Origin of the sequence: Olleya marilimosa CAM030 (assembly GCF_000518485.1) — a bacterium.
Lineage (GTDB): Bacteria > Bacteroidota > Bacteroidia > Flavobacteriales > Flavobacteriaceae > Olleya > Olleya marilimosa.
The window spans coordinates 1-26,678 of the sequence record NZ_JADR01000009.1; the positions used below are offsets into that span (position 1 = coordinate 1).

Consider the following 26,678-nt stretch of genomic DNA (forward strand, 5'->3'; position numbering starts at 1 on the left):
TCATAAGTTACCGTTACTGTATCACCTGTTTGGGTATTGATGGTTCCGTCGTTATCTGTGCCTGCTACTGTGCCAAATGTTGTGTCTACTGTGCCTGCAAATTCACCTGTATTTGGGCCTGTCTCGGTTAAGGTAATGTCTTCACTTTCTCCAGTTACATCATTTACTACCGTCACTACAATAGTTTCTGCTACTAATGGATCCGTGTTTAAATCATTATCGGTTACAACAACATCTAAGGTGTCCCCTGGTACTGACGTATCTGTGATGTCTACGGTTCCTGTGACTCCACCACAAGCAGTAAGGTCTGTATTATCAGTAACTCCTGAAGTTGTTGCTTGTTGAAGTGAGTTAGCAGATGCATCCTCAGGAATACCATTTGCATCAACCTGTCCTTCATTATCATCTGCTAAGTTGTTACTTGAAGTTAAATTTGCAATTGTAAAACTACCAGCTCCTTCGATTGCATCATAACATCCATCACCATCACTATCTACATCTAAATAATCCGGAATATTATCATTATCTGTATCAGTGCTTTGACAAGTAGAAAGAATAATTTCGATCCCATCTGTACCAGTTCCAAATAAACCACCTTGAACAAATTCTAAAGTAAAAGTTGAAATTTCACCATTAATCTGTAAAGTACCAGCAGCTGTACCATCAGCATCATTTTGCGTACTTTCTTGGGTATGTGCAGGATCTGCAGGAGCATTAATACCTGTGTCTGAAGCTGTAGAAGACGCTACATTAAAATCAGAAGTTCCTGTTAATTCATTCCAAGTTAAACCATTAAGCAATGTTACAATTGCACCATTTTGAGTTGTAACTCCATCTGTCCCTCCTAACCTGTCTAAATGTATGATTGGATTAGTAACAGTAACTGGGTTACCTAAAGCATCTACATAATTTACAGTAAGTGTACTACCCCAAATATATTGGTTTTGTAAAGATGTATCGTTAGCTAAATTTTCTGTCCAAAAAGAATCGTTAGTAAAATTACCAGCTGTAAAATCTATTGCATTTGTTGTTGAAACTTCTGCTATAACACCATTACCAAAGTCATATGAAGCTGTGGTACCTGAAATAGTCCAAGCTCCAGACAGCACTTGAGAAGTACATTTACCTTCGTCTGTATCTAATATACCATCATTATCATTGTCTAAATCACAACCATTAGGCACACCATCATTATCTATGTCAACACTATCATCGAAACCGTTACAAATATCATTTGTATCAATTACTCCATCTCCATCAGAATCACATTGTCCAAATGAATCAAATTGGGTATTATCTGTAGATGTCCCAGCAGTTTGTCCATTGTTAACATCAACATTGTTAGGTACACCTGTTGTTGAATTAACAGCCCCATCTAACTGTCCATTAGCAAGAACATTACTGATTAATATATTATCTCCTCCTTCTAACGCATCAAAACATCCATCACCATCAGAATCTGTATCAAAAATATCTGGTATTCCATCACCATCTGTATCCTTAGCTACACAATATTCTAATTCAAAAAACTGCATAGTTACAGTTCCTAAATTTCCATCTTGCTTCCCTACAGTTATACTTATCACTGTAACAGGACCTGAAATAAAAGCTCTTACAGCATTATTAGGTGCATTTGCTCCACCAGCAGAACTAACTACACTTTGCCCACTAAATACTCCATTAGCACCTAAATTTATATCTGACAATATCACAGGTGTGTTTATGGCTCCATTAGAAGCAGTAAAATCTGCTCTATCTTGATTATCTAAACCTCCAAATTTAAATTCTACATTATATACTGGTTCAGAAAAAGTGTACGTATATACAGCTACATCACCATTAGGAAAATTTGTATTATTTGGCTGAGTATTAATATAATCACCTGTTACACCAGCTACACTTGCACTATTAACTCCTGTACCCCAAGTAGTAGATCCTAATAACTCATAAGTAGCGGAAACAACATCAACTCCATCAAAAGGATATATATTATTTAATGTAGCTGAAGCAGACCCTCCGTTTGTTCCTGTATCATTATTTGTAAAAGTTTGCCCTAAATTTACAAAGCCTGGAGAACATGATAATTCATTAATATCAAGAATACCATCATTATCGTCGTCCAAATCACAAATATCACTTACATTATCTCCGTCTGTATCTAAATTACCAGATGCAGATGCATCACATTGATCTACAGGTATAAGAACATTATTACTAGCTGTATCACTAACAGTTCCAATATAATTTGCTCCTACATTAACAGTATTTGTTTGAGTTGTACCTGCTGCACTAGCATTAACAATCGCATTCAATGTAACCGTCATTGTTTCGCCTGGAAATAAATTAATATTATCTCCAGAAATTATCATATTAGCTGGGTCATTAACTGTATTTGTAACTTGAGATCTATTTACCGTTGGAATTGTGTAATTGATTGTAAATGTAGCATCATTTACCGTATTCGTTCCAAAATCATTTGGGTCGTCCCACACAAAATTATAATTACCTAAAGCCGAAATAGCTCCATTTACATTCACTGTTGCTGTCTGACTAACGTTATTGCCAGCCACATCACCACCAAAGGAACCTGCGGTTAAAGAACCCTGAGGGTAGCTTGCCACCATAGATATTTCTGACAACCAATCCGTTGTGCTGACAGTGACATTATAAGTATATGAGGTTAAGATTGCATTTGACGGTATATCTGCGCTTGTTACAGTATAAGTTTGTGTTAAACCTGTACTATTAAATGTTTGATTAGCTGGTGACATAGTATATGAAAACGAGCCATTTGTGAAATCAGACTCCCAATATGTTGCGCTTGCAGTTCCAGATACATAATTTAAACCAGAAGGTAGTAAATCCGTAACGTTAATATTATTAGCATTAACACTACCATTATTTTCAATTTCTACGGTATAACTAATCGTATCACCGACATTAACATCACCAGTAGGTACTGCTGACTTGGCAACCTGTATACTTGGAGGTTCTGGTACTAATCCTGTAAAAACCAATTCAATAGCATCTCCTCCATTAGGCCCTCCTGCTGCTTGTGTTGCATTAATAGAAATAGTCGAATATGTCCCATTTAATTGTAAGCTTCCTGCTGAAGTACCAGCGCTAGGACTAGTAGTACATTCTGGGGTGTTAGGATCATCCATAACAACTCCAGTTGACCTTTGAAATTCAGTACTTGTAGAAACAAAATGAACGCCATTTTGAGATAATTCAGACCACGTACCATTAGTTAAGGTATATAAACCTGAATTTGAAAGTTGACTTCCAGGCACACCTGAAGCACCTCCAACTCTGTCTACATGAATTATTGGAGCATTTACAGAGATTTGATTTGTAGAAGTTGGACCATCAAAAAAAGCAAATACTAAATCTCCATTTATAGCTCCTGTTCCGTCTGCATTAGCTGTCAATCTTAATGAAGGGTTATTATCTACACTAGGATCAGAATATGCTCCAGCACATCCCATTGTTTCTGTTGATAAATTAATAATATTTCTAGAATACGTTAACCTTACATAGACACTACCTGCTTGAGCCTGCCATTCTCCTCTTGGACCTGATTGGGACCATACTCCAGTGATTTGACCAATCGATTCTGTAGTTACTGACAGTAAAACTATTAAGGTTAGTAAAACTTTAATATATGTCAATTTGCTTGCCATTAATCTTGTAAATATTTTCATACTATATTATGGGTAAAATTGTGTAATACTCTAAATTTATTAAAATTTGCTATTAAATAGTAGAACTACCTACTAGATTTGCGAAGTTAAATACTTACAAACTTTTAAAATTTAAATGGACGCTAAAAAGTGTTAATATTCGTTAAAACGTAATTTAATCAGATTAAAACAATAAATCATAAGATAAAAAAACATTCATAAAGCATATTTAACATCGTTAAAACACAACTTACATCGTTTATTTGCAAATTAAAATCGATTTAAAAGATTTATACTACATACCAATCAAAACTAACAACAAAATACCTACTAAATATATTAACAAATGATTTTGACTAGTAGGACATTAAACCCTATACCTATATATTTGTAAAAATTATTTTAATGAAATTTTTAGACGAAATAAAAAGACGAAGAACCTTTGGTATCATATCGCATCCAGATGCAGGAAAAACAACGCTAACAGAAAAATTGTTACTTTTTGGTGGTGCAATTAATGAAGCAGGAGCTGTAAAGAGTAATAAAATTAAAAAGGGTGCCACTAGTGATTTTATGGAAATAGAACGTCAACGTGGTATATCTGTAGCTACATCTGTACTTGCTTTTGAATATGATGGTATAAAAATAAATATTTTAGATACACCTGGACACAAAGATTTTGCAGAAGATACGTTTAGAACTTTAACAGCTGTAGATAGTGTAATAGTTGTTATTGATGTTGCTAAAGGTGTTGAGGAACAAACGGAAAAACTTGTAGAGGTTTGTAGAATGCGAAACATACCAATGATCGTTTTTATTAATAAAATGGATCGTGAAGGTAAGGATGCTTTTGAACTATTAGATGAAATAGAACAAAAATTAAAATTAACAGTAACACCTTTAAGTTTTCCGATAGGAATGGGTTACGATTTTAAAGGTATATACAATATTTGGGAGAAAAACATTAACCTTTTTAGTGGTGACAGTAGAAAGAATATTGAGGAAACTATAGAGATTAATGACTTAGAATCTGAAGAATTAAATACTTTAATAGGAAATAAAGCTGCAAATACTTTACGTGAAGAAATAGAGTTAGTTGAAGGTATTTATCCAAAATTTAGTAATGAAGACTACTTAAAAGGAGAGCTTCAACCAGTATTTTTTGGGTCAGCGTTGAACAGTTTTGGTGTTAGAGAATTATTAGATTGTTTTGTTGAAATAGCTCCTAAACCAAGACCTAAAAATAGTGAGGAAAGATTAGTTTTACCAGAAGAAGATAAATTTACTGGTTTTGTATTTAAAATACATGCTAATATGGATCCTAATCATAGAAATAGATTAGCTTTTGTTAAGATAGTATCAGGAGAATTTAAAAGAAATACGCCCTATTTGCATGTTAGACATAAGAAAAAAGTTAAATTTTCTAGCCCAAATGCTTTTTTTGCAGAAAAAAAAGAGATCGTAGATATATCCTATCCTGGTGATATTGTTGGTTTACAAGACACTGGAACTTTTAAAATAGGTGATACGTTAACAGAAGGTGAAATCCTTAATTACAAAGGGATACCAAGTTTTTCTCCTGAGCACTTTAGATATATTAATAATGCAGACCCATTGAAGTCTAAACAACTTTTTAAAGGAATAGATCAGTTAATGGATGAAGGTGTGGCACAGTTATTTACATTAGAACTTAATGGAAGAAAAGTAATTGGTACTGTTGGAGCATTACAATATGAAGTTATACAATATAGGTTAGAACATGAATATGGTGCTAAATGTACCTATGAAAACCTAAATGTGTATAAAGCGTGTTGGGTTGATCCAGAAGACAAAAAAAATAGTGAGTATAAAGAATTTTTACGTGTTAAACAGCGTTATTTAGCTAAGGACAAAAGAGGACAATTAGTTTTTTTAGCGGATTCACCATTTTCGTTACAAATGACACAACAAAAATATCCTAGTGTTAAATTCCATTACGTTTCAGAGTTTGAATAGTACAAAATTGATTTTAAACGGTTTTAAAGATAGATTAAGCTAATAAGCTTAATATATAGAGAGAAAAAACAAAAACACTCTTAAAACATCATTAATTAAAGCCTAAAACAGAGCGTTAATAACTAAAACCAATCACAAAATTAATATAAATAGTTTTTAATTATTTAAAAATTTAATTTAAAAAAAAGCCTTTCTAATTTTAATAGAAAGGCTTTTTTATTAAGCTTGACCAGTGGGTCCAAAATTTAACGGAATTGGTGGTTGCTCATAATCCTTAATTTCTCCATGGACTTTTTCAAATCTATTTACATTTTCACCCAAAGCCTTTAATAATCTTTTAGCGTGTTGTGGCGTTAATATGATTCTGGACTTTACTTTGCTTTTTGGAGTACCAGGCATTATTCTTACAAAGTCTACAACAAACTCTGATACTGAATGATTTATAATGGCAAGATTAGAGTATATACCCTCTGCAATTTTCTCGTCTAATTCTATATTAATTTGACCTTGTTTAGGTTTGTTATCATTATTATCTGACATATCTATTTTTTTAAACAAAGAATCCTGCAATATGCAGGATTCTTTTAATTATTATATAATCTGATTACCAATATTAAATTGATATACAATTAGTTATAGTTAACTTCTTGTTTAGCTTTCATCATTTGATCAAACTCTTCTTTAGATCCAACAATAATATTATCATAAGCTCTCATACCTGTTCCTGCTGGTATGCGATGTCCTACAATTACATTTTCTTTAAGTCCTTCTAACGTATCAATCTTACCAGCAACAGCTGCTTCATTTAATACTTTAGTAGTTTCTTGGAAAGAAGCTGCTGATATAAACGATTTAGTTTGTAAAGAAGCTCTAGTAATACCTTGTAAGATTGGCGTAGCTGTTGCTGGCTGTGCGTCTCTTGCAATTACTAGTTGTTTATCTTCACGACGTAAAATAGAATTTTCATCTCTTAATTGGAAAGCAGATATGATCTGACCTTCTTTTAAGTTTGAAGAATCTCCAGCATTTTCAACTACTTTCATTCCAAAAATATTATCATTTTCTTCAATAAAATCAGATTTGTGTGCTAATTGATCTTCTAAGAAGATAGTATCTCCAGAGTCAATAATTCTTACTTTACGCATCATTTGTCTTACGACAACCTCAAAATGCTTATCATTAATCTTCACTCCTTGTAAACGATATACTTCTTGCACTTCGTTAACTAAGTATTGTTGTACAGCAGATGGTCCTTTAATATTTAGAATATCATTTGGTGTAACAGAACCATCAGATAATGGCATTCCTGCTTTAATAAAGTCGTTTTCTTGTACTAAGATTTGACTAGATAACTTAACTAGGTATTTTTTAATTTCTCCTAATTTAGACTCTACAATAATCTCACGATTACCTCTCTTAATCTTTCCAAAAGATACAACACCATCGATTGCACTAACTACTGCTGGATTAGAAGGATTACGCGCTTCAAATAATTCTGTTACACGTGGTAAACCTCCTGTAATATCACCTGCTTTAGCAGATTTACGAGGGATTTTAACTAAGATTTTTCCAACCTTAACTTTTTCTCCATCATCAATCATGATGTGCGCACCTACTGGTAAGTTATAAGAACGAATTGCTTCACCTTTACCGTCTTCAACAATAAGTGTTGGTATTAATTTTTTATTTCTAGATTCAGAAATCACTTTTTCTTGGAAACCTGTCTGCTCATCAATTTCAACTTGATAAGTTATACCTTGTTCGATATTTTCATATCTAACTTTTCCAGCAAATTCTGAAATAATAACTCCGTTATATGGATCCCAAGAACAAACAACATCACCTGCTTTTAAAGGATCTCCATTTTTAACAAAAACGTGAGAACCATAAGGTATATTATTAGTACTTAAAGTAATTCCAGTTTTCTTATCTACTAACTTAAGTTCTGATGTACGAGAGATTACAACATCTACTGCTTTACCATCGTTGTCAGTACCTTTAACAGTTTTTAAATCTTCAATTTCTGCAATACCATCAAACTTAACTACAAGTTTATTTTCTTCAGAAATGTTACCTGCAATACCTCCAACGTGGAAAGTACGAAGTGTTAACTGTGTACCAGGCTCTCCAATAGATTGTGCTGCTACAACACCTACAGCTTCACCACGTTGTACCATTTTGTTAGTAGCTAAATTACGACCGTAACACTGTGCACAGATACCTTTTTTAGCCTCACAAGATAATGGTGAACGTACTTCAACAGACTCTATTGGTGAGTTCTCAATTCTAGCTGCTACTTCTTCATCAATTAGTTGACCTGCTTCTGCTAAAACTTCTTCACTTAAAGGATCATATACATCATTTAATGAAATACGACCTACAATACGAGCTTCTAACTTCTCAACAACTTCATCATTTTTCTTAAGTGCAGAAACTTCAACACCTCTTAATGTACCACAATCTTCGCTATTTACAATAACGTCTTGTGAAACATCCACTAAACGACGGGTTAAGTAACCAGCATCTGCAGTTTTAAGTGCTGTATCGGCAAGACCTTTACGTGCACCGTGAGTAGATATAAAGTACTCTAAAATTGAAAGACCTTCCTTAAAGTTAGATAAAATTGGATTTTCAATAATAGAACCTCCTCCTGCAGTAGATTTCTTAGGCTTAGCCATTAATCCACGCATACCTGTAAGCTGACGAATCTGTTCTTTAGATCCACGAGCTCCAGAATCAAGCATCATATATACCGAGTTGAATCCTTGTTGGTCCTCTCTAATACGTTTCATTGACAATTCAGTCAATTCTGCATTGGTAGACGTCCAAATATCAATAACTTGGTTATAACGTTCGTTATTTGTAATTAATCCCATGTTATAGTTACCAGTAACACCATCAACTTTTTGGTTGGCAGCATCAATCATAGATTGCTTTTCTGGCGGGATAATTATATCTCCTAAACTGAAAGATAAACCTCCTCTAAATGCGAAGTTATATCCTAAAGTTTTAATTTCATCTAAGAAAGCTGCAGTTTCAGGTACACTAGTTACTTTTAAAATATTACCAATAATATCTCTTAAAGATTTTTTAGTTAATACTTCATTAATAAAACCTGCTGCTGCTGGAACTTTTTCGTTAAATAAAACACGACCAACAGTAGTTTCAATAATTTGATATACTAGTTCGCCAGCTTCATTAAAGTCCATTGCTCTAACTTTAATCCCTGCATTTAATTCTACCCTCTTTTCGTTGTAAGCAATTGTTACTTCCTCTGCCGAGTAAAATGTTAATCCTTCACCTCTAACTGGAACTTCAGGAGTAGAATATCTGTGCTTAGTCATATAATATAAACCAAGTACCATATCCTGAGATGGTACAGTAACTGGAGCACCATTTGCAGGGTTTAAGATATTATGAGATGCTAACATTAACATCTGACATTCTAAAATAGCCTCAGGTCCTAATGGTAAATGCACAGCCATTTGGTCACCATCAAAATCGGCATTAAATGCAGCACATGCTAATGGGTGTAACTGGATTGCTTTACCTTCAATTAATTTAGGTTGGAAAGCTTGAATACCAAGTCTGTGTAACGTAGGAGCACGATTTAAAAGCACTGGATGTCCTTTTAAAACATTTTCTAATATATCCCAAACAACTGGTTCTCTCTTATCTATAATCTTTTTAGCAGATTTTACAGTTTTAACAATACCTCTTTCAATTAATTTTCTAATTACAAAAGGCTTGTATAATTCTGCTGCCATATTTTTTGGCAATCCACATTCAAATAATTTTAATTCTGGTCCAACAACAATTACAGAACGTGCTGAATAATCTACACGCTTACCAAGTAAGTTTTGACGGAAACGACCTTGCTTACCTTTAAGTGAATCTGATAAAGATTTTAAAGGTCTGTTAGAATCTGTTTTTACTGCAGACGACTTACGTGTGTTATCAAATAATGAATCTACCGATTCTTGTAACATACGTTTTTCGTTACGTAAAATAACCTCTGGTGCTTTTATCTCAACTAATCTTTTAAGACGGTTGTTACGGATAATTACACGACGATATAAATCATTTAAATCTGAAGTAGCAAAACGTCCACCATCTAAAGGCACTAATGGTCTTAATTCTGGTGGTATAATTGGCACTACTTTCATAATCATCCATTCTGGACGATTCTCTCTATTCTCATTAGACTCACGTAAAGCTTCAACAACTTGTAAACGTTTTAAAGCTTCAGTTTTACGTTGTTTAGACGTTTCTGTGTTAGCTTTGTGTCGTAACTCGTAAGATAACGTGTCTAAATCTATTCTAGATAATAAGTCAATAAGACATTCTGCTCCCATTTTAGCAATAAACTTGCTTGGGTCTGTATCATCTAGATATTGGTTGTCTTGAGGAAGTGTTTCTAAAATATTTAAATACTCTTCTTCAGTTAAAAAATCTAATTTTTGTAAAGGCTCTCCTTCTTCATTTTTAGCATTACCTGGTTGTATTACTACATAACGTTCGTAGTAAATAATCATATCTAATTTCTTAGAAGGTAATCCTAAAATGTATCCTATTTTATTTGGTAAAGAACGGAAGTACCAAATGTGAGCAACAGGAACAACTAAATTAATGTGTCCTACTCTATCACGACGTACTTTCTTTTCAGTAACTTCAACTCCACAACGGTCGCAAACAATTCCTTTATATCTAATACGCTTATATTTACCACAAGCACATTCGTAATCCTTTACAGGACCAAAAATACGCTCACAGAATAAACCATCACGTTCTGGTTTATGTGTACGATAATTGATAGTTTCTGGTTTTAAAACTTCACCTCTAGATTCTGCTAATATAGATTCTGGTGATGCTAAACCAATAGAGATTTTATTAAACCTCTGTACTGTATTCTTATCTTGCTTTTTTGCCATAATTCTTATAGTGTTCAGTTTGTAAAGCAGTTTTTAATGTATTAAAAACTGCTCGACTCACTTAAAATTATTCTTCTAATCTAATGTCTAATCCTAATCCTTTCAATTCGTGCATTAATACGTTGAAAGATTCTGGTAATCCAGGTTCTGGCATTGGTTCTCCTTTAACGATAGCTTCGTAAGTTTTAGCTCTACCAACTACGTCATCAGATTTAACGGTTAAGATTTCTCTCAACGTTGCAGATGCTCCGTAAGCCTCTAGTGCCCAAACTTCCATCTCTCCAAAACGCTGACCTCCAAATTGTGCTTTACCACCTAAAGGTTGTTGCGTAATTAAAGAGTATGGTCCGATAGAACGCGCATGCATCTTATCATCTACCATGTGTCCTAATTTAAGCATATAGATAACTCCTACTGTTGCAGGTTGATCAAAACGATCTCCAGTTCCACCATCATATAAATATGTATGACCATATCTTGGGATTCCAGCTTCATCAGTTAATTCATTAATTTGATCAATTGTTGCTCCATCAAAAATTGGTGTAGCAAAGGTGCGACCTAAATCTTGACCAGCCCAACCTAAAACAGTTTCATAAATCTGTCCAATGTTCATACGAGAAGGTACACCTAATGGATTTAATACAATATCTACAGGAGTTCCATCTTCTAAGAAAGGCATATCCTCTTGACGTACAATACGTGCAACAATACCCTTGTTACCATGTCGTCCTGCCATTTTATCACCTACTTTTAACTTACGTTTTTTAGCGATATAAACTTTAGCTAACTTGATAATACCTGCTGGTAACTCATCTCCTACAGAAATAGTAAACTTCTCACGTCTTAAAGAACCTTGTAAGTCATTTTCTTTAATCTTGTAATTATGAATTAAATCAGCAACTAACTTATTTGTATGTTCATCTGTTGTCCAAGTACCTCCTGTTAAGTGAGTATAATCGTCAACAGCGTTTAACATTTTTAAAGTGAATTTTTTACCTTTTGGTAAAACTTCCTCACCTAAATCATTAAATATACCTTGAGATGTTTTACCATTAACAATTGTAAATAGTTTTTCAACTAATACATCTTGTAATTGTTCAAACTTAGTAAAGTAAAGATTTTCTAACTTAGCGATGTCCTCTTTATCTTGAGCTCTCTTTCTCTTGTCTTTAACTGCTCTAGAAAATAATTTTTTATTAATAACTACACCATGTAATGAAGGTGAAGCTTTTAATGAAGCATCTTTAACATCTCCAGCTTTATCACCAAAGATTGCACGTAAAAGTTTTTCTTCTGGAGTTGGATCAGACTCTCCTTTAGGAGTTATCTTACCAATTAAAATATCACCAGGTTTAACTTCTGCACCAACACGGATCATACCGTTTTCATCTAAGTCTTTAGTAGCCTCTTCTGAAACGTTAGGAATATCGTTTGTTAATTCTTCGTTACCTAATTTAGTATCTCTAACTTCTAAAGAATATTCATCAATGTGAATTGATGTAAATATATCTTCACGAACAACCTTTTCTGAAATTACAATTGCATCCTCAAAGTTATACCCTTTCCAAGGCATAAAGGCTACTTTCATATTTCTACCTAAAGCTAATTCACCCTTTTGAGTTGCATAACCTTCAGATAATACTTGTCCTTTAGTAATTTTATCGCCTTTTTTAACAATTGGCTTTAAATTAATAGAAGTTCCTTGGTTAGTTTTTCTAAACTTAACTAAAGGATAGGTTTTAATATCACTATCAAAACTAACTTTAGCTTCGTCTTCTGTACGTTCGTACTTAATAACAATCTCATTTGCATCAACATACTGTACAACACCATCTCCTTCAGCATTAATTAAAACACGAGAATCTGATGCTACTTGTCTTTCTAATCCTGTTCCAACAATTGGAGCTTGCGGACGTAATAATGGTACAGCCTGACGCATCATGTTTGATCCCATCAATGCACGGTTGGCATCGTCATGCTCTAAGAAAGGAATAAGTGACGCAGAAATAGATGAAATTTGATTTGGTGCTACATCAGTATAATGAATATCCTTAGGATCCATTACTGGGAAGTCACCTTCCATACGTGCAATTACCTTATCATGTAAAATCTTACCATCTTCATCAACTTTAACAGTTGCTTGAGCTATAAGTTTATCTTCCTCTTCTTCTGCACTTAAATATATTGGAGCTCCTTTAATATCCACAACGCCATCTGTAACTTTTCTATAAGGTGTTTCAATGAATCCCATTGAATTTACCTTAGCATATACAGATAATGATGAAATTAATCCAATGTTTGGTCCCTCAGGAGTTTCAATTGGACAAAGTCTTCCGTAGTGCGTATAGTGAACATCTCGAACTTCGAAACCTGCTCTTTCTCTAGATAAACCACCTGGTCCTAGTGCTGATAAACGACGTTTGTGCGTAATTTCAGCTAAAGGATTGGTTTGATCCATGAATTGAGATAACTGGTTAGTTCCGAAGAAAGAATTAATAACAGACGAAAGCGTCTTAGCATTAATTAAATCAATAGGAGTAAAAACCTCGTTATCACGAACGTTCATACGTTCACGGATAGTACGTGCCATACGTGCTAAACCAACACCAAACTGAGAAGATAATTGCTCTCCAACTGTACGAACACGACGGTTAGATAAGTGATCAATATCATCAATCTCTGCTTTAGAGTTAATAAGCTCGATTAAGTACTTAATTATAGTAATAATATCTTCTTTGGTAAGCACTTGCTTATCCATTCCGATATCTAATTGTAATTTTTTATTCATTCTATAACGACCTACTTCTCCAAGAGAATAACGTTGATCACTAAAGAATAATTTATCTATAATACCACGTGCTGTTTCCTCATCTGGCGGCTCAGCATTACGTAATTGTCTATAGATATGTTCTACTGCTTCTTTTTCAGAGTTAGTAGGGTCTTTTTGAAGTGTATTATGAATAATTGCGTAATCACCTTGTTGAGCACTTTCTTTGTGTAAAAGAATAGTTTTAACATCAATCTCAAGGATTTCTTCAATATTATCTTTATCTAATTCTGTATCACGATCTAAAACTATCTCGTTACGCTCAATAGAAACAACCTCACCAGTATCTTCATCAACAAAATCTTCATGCCATGTATTAAGCACACGAGCTGCTAATTTACGACCTATGATTTTTTTAAGACCAGACTTAGATACCTTTACTTCTTCTGCAAGGTCAAATATTTCTAATATATCTTTATCACGCTCAAAACCAATAGCTCTAAAAAGAGTAGTTACAGGTAACTTCTTCTTTCTATCAATGTACGCATACATTACTTGGTTAATATCTGTAGCGAATTCTATCCATGATCCTTTAAAAGGAATAACTCTTGCTGAATATAATTTGGTTCCATTTGCATGGAAAGACTGTCCAAAAAATACACCTGGAGATCTATGTAATTGAGAAACTACTACACGTTCTGCTCCATTGATACAAAAAGTACCAGAAGGTGTCATGTAAGGTATAGTTCCAAGGTACACATCCTGGACAATGGTCTCGAAATCCTCATGTTCAGGGTCTGTACAATATAACTTTAACCTAGCTTTTAATGGAACGCTATAGGTTAGTCCTCTTTCAATACATTCTTCAATGGTATATCTTGGTGGATCAATAAAGTAATCTAAAAATTCTAATACGAATTGATTACGTGTGTCTGTAATTGGAAAGTTTTCCATGAAGGTATTATATAAACCTTCATCACCTCTTTCTTCAGATTTTGTTTCTAACTGGAAAAAATCCTGAAAGGATTTAATCTGAATATCCATGAAATCTGGGTATTCTGTTCTATTTACAATAGACGAGAAATTTAATCTTTCAGCTTGTGTTACTAACATCAATGGACGAAATTTTGATTAAAAAAAATATTATTTTATATAGCTAATCACTATATACGACAAATGGTTTAGGTCGTAAAGCGTATGCTTCAGACCTAAACCTTTGTAAAATTATTTGGTAAGCTTACTTAAGCTCAACCTCAGCTCCTGCCTCTTCTAAAGAAGTTTTTAACCCTTCAGCTTCGTCTTTAGATACACCTTCTTTAATGTTACTTGGTGCGCTATCAACTAATTCTTTAGCTTCTTTTAAACCTAAACCAGTTAATTCTTTAACTAATTTAACAACTGCAAGCTTAGATGCTCCAGCTGCTTTAAGAACTACGTCGAATTCAGTTTGAGCTTCAGCAGCATCACCTCCTGCAGCTGGACCAGCCGCAACAGCTACTGCAGCAGCAGCAGGTTCGATACCATATTCATCTTTTAAAATAGTAGCTAACTCATTTACTTCTTTAACAGTAAGGTTAACTAATTGTTCTGCGAAATCTTTTAAATCTGCCATTTTTCTATCGTTTTAATTTTGTAATTTAATATATAATTGTAAAAGTGCCTAAGTTGGTATTATCCCTCTTTTTGAGATAATGTTTTTAAGATACCTGAAAGTGTTCCTCCACTAGATTTAAGAGCTGAAATAACATTCTTAGCTGGTGATTGTAATAATCCTACGATGTCACCAATTAACTCTTCTCTAGACTTGATGTCCACTAACATATCTAACTGATTGTCTCCTAAGTAAACTGCTTCTTCAATAAAAGCACCTTTTAATAAAGGCTTATCAGATTTTTTTCTAAAAGTCTTTATTACCTTAGCTGGAGCATTACCAGTTTCAGAATACATCACAGATGTATTTCCTTTTAATACTGATGGTAAATCTCCAAAATCTCTATCTGAAGCTTCCATCGCTTTTTCAAGTAATGTATTTTTAACAACCGCTAACTTAATGTTTGCTTTGTAACAAGCACGACGTAAGTCAGAAGTAGTTCCTGCGTTTAAACCAGAAATATCTGCTATATAGATATTAGAATTTTCGGCTAATTGTACAGTTAAGTCTTTAATTACTTGTGATTTTTCTTCTCTAGTCATAATATAAAGTTTTTAACTCCTTAACCTATTTTAGTCTCCACAGCAATACTAGGACTCATGGTAGAAGACATAAAAATGCTCTTTACATAAACTCCTTTTGCAGCAGTTGGTTTAAGTTTTAATATTGTTGTTAATAATTCGTTTGCGTTATCTTCAATCTTATCAGCAGTAAATGAAGCTTTTCCAATTGAAGCATGAACGATACCAGTTTTATCAACTTTAAAATCAATTTTACCAGCTTTCACTTCTGTTACAGCTTTTGCAACGTCCATTGTTACCGTTCCTGTTTTTGGGTTAGGCATTAAACCACGAGGACCTAATACACGTCCTAAAGGACCTAATTTACCCATAACACTAGGCATAGTAATGATAACGTCAACATCAGTCCAACCACTCTTGATTTTATCAAGGTACTCGTCTAAACCAACGTAATCAGCACCAGCTTCTTTCGCCTCAGCCTCTTTGTCTGGAGTTACTAAAGCTAATACCTTAGTATCTTTACCAGTTCCATGAGGAAGAGAAACAACTCCTCTAACCATTTGATTAGCCTTACGAGGATCTACTCCTAAACGTATTGCCAAATCAACAGAAGCGTCGAATTTAGTGTTAGTAATATCTTTTATTAATACCGAAGCTTCTTTTAAAGAATAAACTTTATCTTTTTCTATTTTTGCTACAGCTTCTTTTTGTTTTCTTGTCAATCTTGCCATTTTAAAATCTTTTTAGGTTAATTTGGTGCATCACCACCTTTAACAGTTATACCCATAGATCTTGCAGTACCAGCAATCATCTTCATTGCAGAATCTAATGTAAATGCATTTAAATCTACCATTTTGTCTTCCGCAATAGTTTTGATTTGATCCCAAGAAACTTTTGCTACTTTCTTAACGTGTGGTTCTCCTGAACCTTTTTTCACTTTGGCCGCTTCTAGTAATTGTACAGCAGCTGGTGGTGTTTTGATTACAAAATCAAATGATTTGTCCTTGTAAACCGAAATCACAACTGGTAACACTTTACCAGCTTTATCTTGAGTTCTAGCATTAAACTGCTTACAAAACTCCATGATATTAACACCTGCAGCACCTAGAGCGGGTCCAACCGGTGGCGAAGGATTCGCTGCACCTCCCCTAACTTGTAGTTTAACTACTTTTCCTAGTTCTTTTGCCATTTTGAATAAATTAATTTGATGCTATGTTTAAGTGGAAGCCTAAAAAAGCATTATTATTAGTGTAACAATTATTATATTTTTTCTACTTGCATGTAACTTAACTCTAATGGTGTCTTTCTTCCAAAAATCTTAACCATTACTTCTAACTTACGTTTTTCTTCATTTATATTTTCAATAGTACCATCAAAACCATTAAAAGGTCCATCTATAACCTTAACAGTTTCTCCTTTAGTAAAAGGTATTGCTACATTGACATCTGCATCCACTGAAAGTTCGTCAACTTTACCTAACATTCTATTTACTTCTGATTGTCTCAAAGGTAAAGGATCACCTCCTTTAGTAGCTCCTAGAAAACCAATAACATTAGTAATAGATTTAATAATATGAGGAATTTCTCCTGTAAGGTTTGCTTTAATCATTATATAACCACTAAAGTAAACTTTTTCTTTATTTACTTTTTTACCATTTCTAATTTGCACTACATTTTCAGTAGGAACTAAAACCTGTTCTACATAGTCTTGCAAACCTAGCCTAGCAATTTCATTTTCGATATAAGCCTTAATTTTATTTTCTTGACCACTTACAGCTCTTACTACGTACCATTTTTTTTCTCCAACTTCAGCCATAGCATTTTATCCTATTAGATTGAAATATAAACTAATTACTTTACTAAAAACAGTATCTATACCCCAAATAGCTAAAGAGAAAATAATTGAAAAAACAGCCACAAGGATTGTCAAACTTTGTGCCTCCGACCATGGTGTCCAAGTGACATTGTTTTTTAACTCTCCAAATGATTCTTTTATATAGTTTACTATTCCAGCCATGTTATTTTATTTAATATTATTAAACGGAATGAATTCCTTTAATACTTTTTAGAATAAATTCAAAATATATTCTAAGTTGCACGGGTTGAGAGACTCGAACTCCCGACACCTGGTTTTGGAGACCAGTGCTCTACCAACTGAGCTAAACCCGTAAACATAAATCAAGGCACTTCTTAACGAAGTGCCTTAATTTTATATTTAAAACTATAAATTAGTCTAAAATTTCAGTTACCTGACCTGCTCCTACTGTTCTACCACCTTCACGTATAGCGAAACGTAATCCAACATTCATTGCGATCTTTTGAATTAACTCAACATGAATAGTTAAGTTATCTCCTGGCATAACCATCTCTACTCCTTCAGGTAAAGCTATATTTCCTGTCACGTCAGTTGTACGAACGTAAAATTGAGGACGATAGTTGTTATGGAATGGAGTGTGACGTCCACCTTCTTCTTTTTTAAGGATATAAACCTCTGCTTTGAATTTAGCGTGTGGTGTAACTGATCCTGGCTTAACGATTACCATTCCTCTTGAGATTTGAGACTTCTCAATACCTCTTAATAGAATACCTGCGTTATCTCCAGCTTCACCTCTATCTAATATCTGACGGAACATTTCGATTCCTGTAATTGTAGATGTTAATTTTTCAGCACCCATACCAATGATCTCAACAGGATCACCTGTATTAGCGATACCAGTTTCGATACGTCCTGTTGCAACAGTACCACGACCTGTAATAGAGAATACATCCTCGATTGGCATTAAGAAAGGCTTATCAACCTCACGTAATGGCTCTTCGATCCATGCATCTACTTGTGCCATTAATTCCATTACTGTATCAACCCACTTTTGCTCACCATTTAAAGCTCCTAATGCAGAACCAGAAACAACAGGTCCATTATCTCCATCATACTCATAGAAAGATAATAACTCTCTAACCTCCATGTCTACTAATTCTAAAAGCTCTTCATCATCAACCATATCCACTTTGTTTAAGAATACTACAATTCTTGGGATTCCTACCTGACGACCTAATAAGATGTGCTCACGAGTTTGTGGCATTGGACCATCTGTTGCAGCTACTACTAATATAGCTCCATCCATTTGCGCAGCACCAGTTACCATGTTTTTAACGTAATCGGCGTGACCTGGACAATCTACGTGTGCATAGTGACGATTAGCTGTAGAATACTCTACGTGTGATGTATTAATTGTGATACCTCTTTCTTTTTCTTCAGGAGCGTTATCAATTTGATCGAATGATCTTGCTTCTGATAAACCTGCATCAGCTAATACTTTAGTAATAGCAGCAGTTAAAGTTGTTTTACCGTGATCTACGTGTCCAATTGTACCAATATTTAAGTGTGGTTTTGAACGATCGAAAGTTGCCTTTGCCATGTTTTAATAATTTAATCTTAGTTATATAATAATATTAGTGTATTCTTTTTATTCTATTCTTTATTCTGAGCCAATGACGGGAATTGAACCCGTGACCTCTTCCTTACCAAGGAAACGCTCTACCCCTGAGCTACACCGGCTTAAATATTAGAGCGAGAGACCGGGTTCGAACCGGCGACATTCAGCTTGGAAGGCTGACGCTCTACCAACTGAGCTACTCTCGCAATTATTTAAAATCCTTTTTTTTGTTTAAAACTTTTTTTTTCAAAAAAGTGGGGAGAGCAGGATTCGAACCTGCGAAGACGTAGTCAGCAGATTTACAGTCTGCCCTCGTTGGCCGCTTGAGTATCTCCCCAATTTTAAACTTTTCACTCTTTTAAAGAACTTTACAAACTTAAACAAAAAACTTATCTATTCAAGTTTATTTTGAGCCGATGGAGGGACTCGAACCCACGACCTGCTGATTACAAATCAGCTGCTCTAGCCAGCTGAGCTACATCGGCTTTTTTATGCTAATTTTATTTCTAAAAAAAGCCCGCTATTTCTAACGGACTGCAAATGTAAATATTTATTTAATTATTCAAAACATTTTTATGAAATATTTTTAAATTTTTCTCTTAATTTTTCTTTTCGCTTTTTTAATTGCCTTTCTAAAGAGGCTACAGCTATATCAGCCCCTTCTTCAAATGACTTACATTGTTTTTTTACAACCAAGCAATCTCCTGGTACATTTATTTTAGCTTCAAATATTTTATTGAGCTTATTACTACTCTTTTCTACTTTTAAATAAACTTCGGACTGTATTACTTTATCGTAGTACATTTCAAGTTTATCCATTCGTTTTTGAATGAACTCTAATAATTGGGGATTAGCATTAAAGTTTACTGCTTGTGTGTTTACCTTCATACTTTAAAATTTTGTGGTTAAACATTTATTTTTTGCTTCTAGGATGTGCTTTTGCGTATACTTTTTTTAACTCAGCAATACTATTGTGAGTATATACTTGAGTAGCTGCCAAACTTGAATGGCCTAACAACTCCTTAACAGCATTTAGCTCTGCTCCTTCATTTAATAAGTGCGTTGCAAATGAATGCCTAAGAATATGCGGACTTTTTTTTACTTTACTAGAAGCCTTACTAAAGTAATCATTTATAATTCTGTAAACAAGAGTTTCATATATTTTAACTCCCTTTTTTGTTAAAACCAAATACTCATTATCTGTAATAGTTTCTAATTTATTTCTTTCTAACTTATAACTATTTACACTATTCACTATCATGGGTAATAGTGGAATTATACGTTCTTTATTTCTTTTTCCTAAAATTTTGACTGTTTTATTTATTAAATCAACATCTTTTAACTTTATATTAATTAACTCTATACGTCTAATTCCAGTTGAATAAAACAATTCTATTATTAATTTATTTCTAAGACCTTCAAAATCTTGGTCATGATTTATTTGGTCTAAAACGGTTGCAATTTCTTTCTCTGAAAATGGAATTTGAACTTTTTTACTAGTTTTAAGCGCTTTGTGTTTTGAAAGTGGATTTAGATTTACTTCTTCAATTTTAAGTAGAAATTTGTAAAAACTATTTAATGCTGAAATCTTTCTATTTATACTCCTGTTAGTTATATCTTTTTGCACCAAACTAACTATCCAACTCCTAATTTGCGAATAGTGAACCTCCTTTATTGTAGTTGTTTGATCTTCTTCATTAACAAAATTTAAAAAGGTTTCAATATCTTTTTTATAAGCATTAACAGTTAGCTGGGAATATTTTTTTTCGAGCAATAGATAGTCTAAAAAGGCTTTTAATAGCATTATATTTTAAATGTTTGAATAGGTTAAATATAACATTTTGCATTGGATTTAATAATAAAAGAAAAATCCCACTAAATGACTTAGTGGGATTTTTAATATTAGTTGAAACTTTTAAACAGCTTCTTGATCTCTTAAATGCTGAACATATTGAGCTTTTTGAATTTTAGCTCTATTCTCTACTGACGGTTTGATAAATTGCTTACGACCTTGCAAAGCTCTTCTTGTACCTGTTTTATCAAACTTACGTTTGTAGCGCTTTAAAGCTCTTTCTATATTTTCTCCGTCCTTTATTGGAATTATTAACATAGTGTCTTAACCTCCTCTCTTTTAAAATTTTGAGGCGCAAATATAATTACTTATTTATATTTTACAATAAAAATTACTGCTTTTATTGCTTAAAAAGTGTTGAACGCTTAGTTAAATCTTTAATTAACTTTTCGTCTTCTTCACTTTCTAACAAGGTATTATAGTTTTCCCAAAAGGATTTATTATAAGGTTTTACAGAAAAAAGGTCTGAGTCCCAGTTTTGACCTAAAGCTGCTTCTACTTGTTCTTGATCTTGAATTATCTCTGTAAATAAAATTTCTTGTACTGTATAGTAGTAACGTTCTTCCTTATTAAACAGGGCTTCTTCTTCTTTATTAATTTTACCTGCTGGTTTATACCCAACATTGACAAGTTTTGGTGTTTCGTAATAAATATAATTTGGATACATCCTGTCTTGATATTCCAAATAAGATATTACTAACTTGTGATTTATTTGTGTATCAAATAGGGTTTTACTTCTACTTTTTTGAGCATTAGATCCTGCTTTTAATTGATATTCTATCTTTTTAATTGCAAAGTTATCCCAATAAATATACATCCAGCCTTCTGCAATATATCCTTCGTTATAAATTCCTTCAGTATCTAAGCCAACAAAATCTTCGCTTTTATCAATCTTTATTTTGTAAATTTTTCTTTCGTTATCTACCAAAATTGTATCTAACTTAAACTGATGTGTTTTTAAAATATTTTTACCAAATAATGCCTTTGGGCTTTTAGAATTACGTACCAAATTAAGTTTGCCTTTAAATAAATTATCTAAACCATTTACTCTAGTATCATTCCATTTAATTGATTTTATTAAAGAAGATTTTTCAATAGTATCTCTTCTTAGATTTTTAGGTTTTAAATCGACATTTGCATTATATTTTAAATAGGTTGCATAAGAAAATAAGCTATCAACATCTCTTAAATCGTAACTTTTTCTAACTTGATCTACATTTATTTTAAGATTATCTTTTCCACCTGTGACATAACTAGAATCATCATACAAAGTAATTGCACTTTCAACCAACCATTTAAATTGTTTTTTATTACGCTCTTTATGTCTAATAAACCCTTTTTGCAAGTAAGGCAATTCTGGAAGGTTGTTTTCTAATTTTTCTAGCGCTCTAAGTACAATATCGTTTCCAGTTTTTGGTCTGTTTTCTGCTACTATTAGTATTTCATCTAAAGATGCTACATCTTCTTCCAGCAAAATATCAAACTCGTTATCAAACTGATCTATAGTTGTTTTGTAACTTTTAAAACCTATTGACGAAATTATTATAGTATCCTTTTCGTATGTTTTAGGCACTAATAATACAAATTTACCATCTGCATTTGTAATTGTACCAATGGTTGTATTTTGGATATATACACTTGCGTTTTCAATTGGCATCATACTCATAAAGTCAACGACTTTATTTTTTAGTTCGGTTTGAGCCACAGCAACGCTTCCTATAAGTAAAAAGACAATAATTACTAAGGATTTGATCTGAGTCAATTTCATTTTAAAAAGTTTAAATATTATTTGTTAGCTGCAAATCGATTTTAACGATTGGCATTTTAGCGAAAATAAACTTTTATTTTCGCTAAAAGAACTAATCAAATTATTTTGTAGCAGGTTTGTAATCCTTACCATCGATTACCATTTTAGCGATAATCTGGAATAATTTTCGCTAAAAAGCTAATCAAATTACTTTGTAGCAGGCTTATAATCTTTACCGTCGATTACCATTTTAGCGATAATCTGGAATAATTTTCGCTAAAAAGCTAATCAAATTACTTTGTAGCAGGCTTATAATCTTTACCATCGATTACCATTTTAGCGATAATCTCCCTTAAGATTTCTGAAGTACCACCACCAATTGGACCTAGTCTACTATCTCTTAATAAACGCGCCAAAGGATACTCTTCCATATAACCATAACCACCTAAAAACTGAAGACAATCATAAATAACCTCGTCTGCTACTTTAGTTGATTTTAATTTAGACATTGTAGCTTCCTTAACAACGTACTCACCTTTACCTAATCTATCTGCAATTGTATAGTTAAATGTTTTACAGATTTCTACTTCTGTAATATGGTCTGCTAAACGATGTCTTAAGGCCTGAAAACGATCAATTGTTTTACCAAAAGCTGTACGCTCTGACATGTATTGCATTGTATAATCTAAAGCAAACTCTGCTCTAGCATGAGCATTAACACCCATAATCAAACGCTCTGTAGCAAAATGCTGCATAATGTATGCAAACCCTTTGTTTTCTTCTCCCATTAGGTTAGATGCTGGAATTGTTACATTATCAAATGCAATCTCTCCTGTATCTGATGCTCTCCAACCTAATTTATCTAATTTGGTTGCAGACACGCCTGGTGTATCTCTATCAATTAAGAAAATACTAATTCCTTTATTACCTAAATCTGGATTTGTTTTGGCTGCAACTACTAAATAATCACTGTATACTCCGTTTGTAATAAATGTTTTTGAACCATTAATTACATATGTATCACCTTTTTTAACTGCTGTGGATCGCATTCCTGCAACATCACTACCACCAAAAGGTTCTGTAATACAAAGACACCCAATCATGTCTCCAGTAATACTGGCAGTTAAATATTTATCTTTAATGGCATCACTACCTTCTGCCTTTAAATGGGTCATTGCTAAGTAAGCATGTGCCCACATTGCAGCTGCAAAACCAGCCGAATTTATTTTTTGTAATTCTTCTAGCAAAATTACCATGTAGAAAATATCTAAATCCATTCCGCCATATTGCTCTGGGTAACTAATACCAAAAAAGCCCATGTCGCCAAATTTTTTCCAAATAAAGCGCTCTATACTTCCGGTTTTTTCCCATTTATCAATGTGAGGAACGACTTCTTTTTTTAAAAAATCGCGTAAACTTTCTCTAAATAAATTATGCTCTTCACTGAAGTACATATTTTCCATAATACGTTGTGTTATTGTTAAGTTCTAATCTAGACGTAAAGATAACTTAATTATCTCTAATTTATTAACAGGAAAACCGTTAACTTTTGTTAATTCGTCAATAGACTTAAACCCATCACGTAAGGTGCGTTCTTCTATAATATTGTGTGCTATTTCGTAGTCAATATATTTTATAATTACCAACTGTTCTTTGGTCGCAGTATTTAAAGCAATTTTAGTAATTGCTCTAGGTGTTTTTATAGTAAAATCCGCTTTGATATTCTGGATAACTTCTGGCGTTAACCCATATACCTGTTGTAACTCTATAAAAGAATGAAATCCATTAATTTTATTCCTGAATTTAATGATACGTTCGGAGTACGATGGTCCTACACCATACACTTTTTGTAATTGTATCGCTGTAGCGGAATTTAAATCAAGTTTTTGCACTTCGGTTTTTACTGTTTTTGAATAACCTGTTTTAAAATTAGTCTGTTTAGGCTTTGGATTTGTTACCCAATCTGGAAATTTAAAATAAGGTGATATTTTGTCCAATACCGAATCTGATACCTTTGTTACCTCCTGAAATTGTTTTACAGAATTTACCCATTTATCTTGCTTTCTAAAGGCTAGCAATCGATCAATTTCTTGATTAGATAATCCTAGTGTATAACCTTTATAATCTGTAATAAAATTAGGATTAAAGGGATAAATCTTTGGTTTACGTTTTTCTAATTGAATTGCTTTAAGCGAATCAATTTGCTTAATTAAAGCACTAACATTAGCATCATTAGACGCAAAATCAGGGTCTGTATCTAATAGTTTTGGAAGTACTAAATGATAAAACCCTTGAACAAATAGGATAATTAGCAGCAATAAAAAAATCCCACTTCGTTGTTGTTTAGAAAACTGGAAGTGGGACTTTAAATTCATTATAATGTTTTTTGTTTTTTACATTTCATCAACTAAATCTGTTGCACCATCTTCTATAGCATCTTCTTTTTTGTTGATAGCATTCATATACTTAGTAAGCTCCTTTTTAATAACTGGAGATAACATAACTACACCAATAATATTTGGCACTACCATTGCAAAAATCATAGCATCAGAGAAGTCAATAACAGCTCCTAAACTAATCGAAGCTCCTACAACAACAAATAATAAGAATAAAATTTTATAAATTAAATCTGTAATTTTTCCTTTTCCGAATAAGAAAACCCATCCTTGCATACCATAATATGACCAAGAAATCATTGTACTAAAAGCAAATAAAATAACTGCTATTGTTAACACGATTGAGAAGTGAGGAATAACCGTATCAAAAGCTGTAGCTGTAATCTCTACACCTTCTTTAATTTCTACTCCATATTCCATAAAACCACCATCAAAGTTTGTAATTACAATTACTAAAGCTGTCATAGTACAAATAACAACTGTATCTACAAAAGGCTCTAACAACGCAACAATACCTTCACTTGCTGGATATTTAGTACGTACTGCAGAGTGAGCAATTGCTGCAGACCCTACACCAGCTTCGTTAGAGAAGGCTCCACGTCGCACACCTTGAATCATTACACCAATGACACCTCCTAATCCAGCTAATGGAGTAAATGCACCATTAAATATTGCCATAAAAGCATCATCAATTAAAGTAAAGTTAGCAAACAATATAATTAATGCTGCTAATACATAAATACCAGCCATAAATGGCACTACTTTTTCTGTTACAGATGCAATACGTTTAATACCTCCAATAATAACAACAGCTACTAAAACAGCCATTACAATACCAAAGTACATTCCTGCATTTTCTCCTGTTAAATTAAATAATTTTGTAAACTGAGCTGCTGCTTGGTTAGCTTGGAACATGTTTCCTCCTCCAAAAGATCCACCAACTACAAATATTGCAAAAAGTACAGCTAAAACTTTACCAATTCCGCCAGCTCCTTTTTCTTTTAACCCTTTAGTTAGGTAGTACATTGGTCCACCATATACTGTTCCGTCTTCACCTACATCTCTGTATTTTACACCTAAAGTACACTCGGCAAACTTAGATGCCATACCTAATAGTCCAGCAATAATCATCCAAAATGTTGCACCTGGACCACCAATTGATAGTGCTACTGCAACACCTGCAATATTACCTAAACCTACTGTGGCAGATAACGCTGCTGTTAACGCCTGGAAGTGAGACACTTCTCCATCTGCACCTTCAGCTTTCATTGTTTCAATGATGTCTCCACCTGGTGTTTGATCACCATATAAAGAGTCTACACCATGTTTTTCAATATCTTCATATTTACCTTGTACTACCTTAATTGCAGTTCTAAATCCAGTAAAATTGATGAACTTGAAATAAATTGTAAAAAATAAAGCACCTCCAATAAGAACAATTAATACCCATGGAATTTTTATAGTATCTGTAAAAGGAATTTCAGAGAAAATCCCTTCAACAAACCAACCTGTATATTTTTTAAAGATAGCGTCTATATTGTCTGCTGTACTATCTTGAGCAAAGGTTAGCAATGGTAATATTAATGTAAACATCGAGAGAAGATATTTCTTCATAATTTATTTATTTGTTAGTTAATTTTAAGTTAAGATTAGCAAGATGCAAAAAAATGATGAATTTTTAAAAGAAATCTTGTTAAATACA

At 33.2% G+C, this 26,678-nt stretch carries 19 protein-coding genes and 5 tRNA genes; 1 reads left to right on the forward strand and 23 read right to left on the reverse strand.

Annotated features, from left to right (window positions below; all coding sequences use genetic code 11):
- On the reverse strand, positions 1 to 3,704 hold a 3,704-nt coding region (locus M890_RS16080), incomplete at its 3' end, for a beta strand repeat-containing protein (RefSeq protein ID WP_157243282.1).
- Between the two features lie 384 nt (positions 3,705 to 4,088).
- On the opposite strand from M890_RS16080, the gene M890_RS0111110 reads away from it, so the two are divergent.
- Positions 4,089 to 5,678: a peptide chain release factor 3 gene (locus M890_RS0111110; protein WP_028283611.1), complete on the forward strand. Its 1,590-nt coding sequence runs from the start codon at positions 4,089 to 4,091 to the stop codon at positions 5,676 to 5,678.
- A 219-nt stretch (positions 5,679 to 5,897) separates the two neighbouring features.
- Here M890_RS0111110 and M890_RS0111115 read toward each other — a convergent pair whose 3' ends face one another.
- From M890_RS0111115 to M890_RS0111220, 22 genes are all read right to left on the reverse strand, one after another.
- Positions 5,898 to 6,218 carry a DUF3467 domain-containing protein gene (locus tag M890_RS0111115; protein WP_028283612.1) on the reverse strand — a complete coding sequence of 107 codons (321 nt, stop codon included), beginning with the start codon at positions 6,216 to 6,218 and terminating at the stop codon, positions 5,898 to 5,900.
- Between the two features lie 89 nt (positions 6,219 to 6,307).
- The gene (gene rpoC, locus M890_RS0111120) at positions 6,308 to 10,609 is read right to left on the reverse strand and encodes a DNA-directed RNA polymerase subunit beta' (protein WP_028283613.1); all 4,302 of its coding nucleotides are present in this window, start codon (positions 10,607 to 10,609) and stop codon (positions 6,308 to 6,310) included.
- Positions 10,610 to 10,676: 67 nt separating this feature from the next.
- A complete protein-coding gene (gene rpoB / locus M890_RS0111125; protein ID WP_028283614.1) occupies positions 10,677 to 14,489 on the reverse strand; it encodes a DNA-directed RNA polymerase subunit beta in 3,813 nt (1,270 codons plus the stop codon).
- 124 nt (positions 14,490 to 14,613) lie between these two features.
- Positions 14,614 to 14,988 carry a 50S ribosomal protein L7/L12 gene (rplL, locus tag M890_RS0111130; RefSeq protein WP_028283615.1) on the reverse strand — a complete coding sequence of 125 codons (375 nt, stop codon included), beginning with the start codon at positions 14,986 to 14,988 and terminating at the stop codon, positions 14,614 to 14,616.
- A 59-nt stretch (positions 14,989 to 15,047) separates the two neighbouring features.
- A complete protein-coding gene (gene rplJ, locus M890_RS0111135; RefSeq protein ID WP_028283616.1) occupies positions 15,048 to 15,569 on the reverse strand; it encodes a 50S ribosomal protein L10 in 522 nt (173 codons plus the stop codon).
- A 20-nt stretch (positions 15,570 to 15,589) separates the two neighbouring features.
- The gene (rplA, locus tag M890_RS0111140) at positions 15,590 to 16,279 is read right to left on the reverse strand and encodes a 50S ribosomal protein L1 (protein WP_028283617.1); all 690 of its coding nucleotides are present in this window, start codon (positions 16,277 to 16,279) and stop codon (positions 15,590 to 15,592) included.
- A 17-nt stretch (positions 16,280 to 16,296) separates the two neighbouring features.
- The gene (gene rplK / locus M890_RS0111145) at positions 16,297 to 16,737 is read right to left on the reverse strand and encodes a 50S ribosomal protein L11 (protein ID WP_028283618.1); all 441 of its coding nucleotides are present in this window, start codon (positions 16,735 to 16,737) and stop codon (positions 16,297 to 16,299) included.
- A 71-nt stretch (positions 16,738 to 16,808) separates the two neighbouring features.
- Positions 16,809 to 17,363: a transcription termination/antitermination protein NusG gene (gene nusG / locus M890_RS0111150; protein ID WP_028283619.1), complete on the reverse strand. Its 555-nt coding sequence runs from the start codon at positions 17,361 to 17,363 to the stop codon at positions 16,809 to 16,811.
- Between the two features lie 6 nt (positions 17,364 to 17,369).
- Entirely contained in the window at positions 17,370 to 17,564 is a 195-nt protein-coding gene (secE, locus tag M890_RS0111155; RefSeq protein ID WP_028283620.1) for a preprotein translocase subunit SecE, read from the reverse strand.
- A gap of 79 nt (positions 17,565 to 17,643) precedes the next feature.
- Positions 17,644 to 17,716 (reverse strand) — tRNA-Trp (locus tag M890_RS0111160).
- A gap of 59 nt (positions 17,717 to 17,775) precedes the next feature.
- Positions 17,776 to 18,963: an elongation factor Tu gene (gene tuf, locus M890_RS0111165; RefSeq protein WP_028283621.1), complete on the reverse strand. Its 1,188-nt coding sequence runs from the start codon at positions 18,961 to 18,963 to the stop codon at positions 17,776 to 17,778.
- A gap of 68 nt (positions 18,964 to 19,031) precedes the next feature.
- Positions 19,032 to 19,103 (reverse strand) — tRNA-Thr (locus tag M890_RS0111170).
- Between the two features lie 11 nt (positions 19,104 to 19,114).
- Positions 19,115 to 19,187, reverse strand: a tRNA-Gly gene (locus tag M890_RS0111175).
- A 49-nt stretch (positions 19,188 to 19,236) separates the two neighbouring features.
- Positions 19,237 to 19,318, reverse strand: a tRNA-Tyr gene (locus M890_RS0111180).
- A gap of 74 nt (positions 19,319 to 19,392) precedes the next feature.
- A tRNA-Thr gene (locus M890_RS0111185) sits at positions 19,393 to 19,466 on the reverse strand.
- An 88-nt stretch (positions 19,467 to 19,554) separates the two neighbouring features.
- Positions 19,555 to 19,869 carry a ribosome hibernation-promoting factor, HPF/YfiA family gene (gene hpf, locus M890_RS0111190; protein WP_028283622.1) on the reverse strand — a complete coding sequence of 105 codons (315 nt, stop codon included), beginning with the start codon at positions 19,867 to 19,869 and terminating at the stop codon, positions 19,555 to 19,557.
- Positions 19,870 to 19,894: 25 nt separating this feature from the next.
- Positions 19,895 to 20,785 carry a tyrosine-type recombinase/integrase gene (locus M890_RS0111195; RefSeq protein ID WP_028283623.1) on the reverse strand — a complete coding sequence of 297 codons (891 nt, stop codon included), beginning with the start codon at positions 20,783 to 20,785 and terminating at the stop codon, positions 19,895 to 19,897.
- A 111-nt stretch (positions 20,786 to 20,896) separates the two neighbouring features.
- A complete protein-coding gene (rpsU, locus tag M890_RS0111200; RefSeq protein ID WP_028283624.1) occupies positions 20,897 to 21,091 on the reverse strand; it encodes a 30S ribosomal protein S21 in 195 nt (64 codons plus the stop codon).
- An 82-nt stretch (positions 21,092 to 21,173) separates the two neighbouring features.
- On the reverse strand, positions 21,174 to 22,601 hold the full coding sequence (locus M890_RS0111205; protein ID WP_028283625.1) for a carboxypeptidase-like regulatory domain-containing protein: 1,428 nt from the start codon (positions 22,599 to 22,601) through the stop codon (positions 21,174 to 21,176).
- A gap of 272 nt (positions 22,602 to 22,873) precedes the next feature.
- Positions 22,874 to 24,043 carry an acyl-CoA dehydrogenase family protein gene (locus M890_RS0111210; protein ID WP_028283626.1) on the reverse strand — a complete coding sequence of 390 codons (1,170 nt, stop codon included), beginning with the start codon at positions 24,041 to 24,043 and terminating at the stop codon, positions 22,874 to 22,876.
- A gap of 24 nt (positions 24,044 to 24,067) precedes the next feature.
- On the reverse strand, positions 24,068 to 24,955 hold the full coding sequence (locus tag M890_RS0111215) for a ComEA family DNA-binding protein (protein ID WP_028283627.1): 888 nt from the start codon (positions 24,953 to 24,955) through the stop codon (positions 24,068 to 24,070).
- A gap of 18 nt (positions 24,956 to 24,973) precedes the next feature.
- A complete protein-coding gene (locus M890_RS0111220) occupies positions 24,974 to 26,590 on the reverse strand; it encodes an alanine/glycine:cation symporter family protein (RefSeq protein WP_028283628.1) in 1,617 nt (538 codons plus the stop codon).
- Positions 26,591 to 26,678 lie beyond the last annotated feature (88 nt).

Excerpts from the sequence above, each read along its gene's own strand:
- rpsU (WP_028283624.1), bottom strand. The coding sequence starts at position 21,091 with ATGTTAATAATTCCAATAAAGGACGGAGAAAATATAGAAAGAGCTTTA.
- rplJ (WP_028283616.1), bottom strand. The coding sequence starts at position 15,569 with ATGACTAGAGAAGAAAAATCACAAGTAATTAAAGACTTAACTGTACAA.
- M890_RS0111205 (WP_028283625.1), bottom strand. The coding sequence starts at position 22,601 with ATGAAATTGACTCAGATCAAATCCTTAGTAATTATTGTCTTTTTACTT.
- rplA (WP_028283617.1), bottom strand. The coding sequence starts at position 16,279 with ATGGCAAGATTGACAAGAAAACAAAAAGAAGCTGTAGCAAAAATAGAA.
- hpf (WP_028283622.1), bottom strand. The coding sequence starts at position 19,869 with ATGAAGGTAAACACACAAGCAGTAAACTTTAATGCTAATCCCCAATTA.
- secE (WP_028283620.1), bottom strand. The coding sequence starts at position 17,564 with ATGGCTGGAATAGTAAACTATATAAAAGAATCATTTGGAGAGTTAAAA.
- M890_RS0111110 (WP_028283611.1), top strand. The coding sequence starts at position 4,089 with ATGAAATTTTTAGACGAAATAAAAAGACGAAGAACCTTTGGTATCATA.
- tuf (WP_028283621.1), bottom strand. The coding sequence starts at position 18,963 with ATGGCAAAGGCAACTTTCGATCGTTCAAAACCACACTTAAATATTGGT.
- M890_RS0111210 (WP_028283626.1), bottom strand. The coding sequence starts at position 24,043 with ATGGAAAATATGTACTTCAGTGAAGAGCATAATTTATTTAGAGAAAGT.
- M890_RS0111215 (WP_028283627.1), bottom strand. The coding sequence starts at position 24,955 with ATGAATTTAAAGTCCCACTTCCAGTTTTCTAAACAACAACGAAGTGGG.
- M890_RS0111220 (WP_028283628.1), bottom strand. The coding sequence starts at position 26,590 with ATGAAGAAATATCTTCTCTCGATGTTTACATTAATATTACCATTGCTA.
- rplL (WP_028283615.1), bottom strand. The coding sequence starts at position 14,988 with ATGGCAGATTTAAAAGATTTCGCAGAACAATTAGTTAACCTTACTGTT.
- nusG (WP_028283619.1), bottom strand. The coding sequence starts at position 17,363 with ATGGCTGAAGTTGGAGAAAAAAAATGGTACGTAGTAAGAGCTGTAAGT.
- rpoC (WP_028283613.1), bottom strand. The coding sequence starts at position 10,609 with ATGGCAAAAAAGCAAGATAAGAATACAGTACAGAGGTTTAATAAAATC.
- rplK (WP_028283618.1), bottom strand. The coding sequence starts at position 16,737 with ATGGCAAAAGAACTAGGAAAAGTAGTTAAACTACAAGTTAGGGGAGGT.
- M890_RS0111115 (WP_028283612.1), bottom strand. The coding sequence starts at position 6,218 with ATGTCAGATAATAATGATAACAAACCTAAACAAGGTCAAATTAATATA.
- M890_RS0111195 (WP_028283623.1), bottom strand. The coding sequence starts at position 20,785 with ATGCTATTAAAAGCCTTTTTAGACTATCTATTGCTCGAAAAAAAATAT.
- rpoB (WP_028283614.1), bottom strand. The coding sequence starts at position 14,489 with ATGTTAGTAACACAAGCTGAAAGATTAAATTTCTCGTCTATTGTAAAT.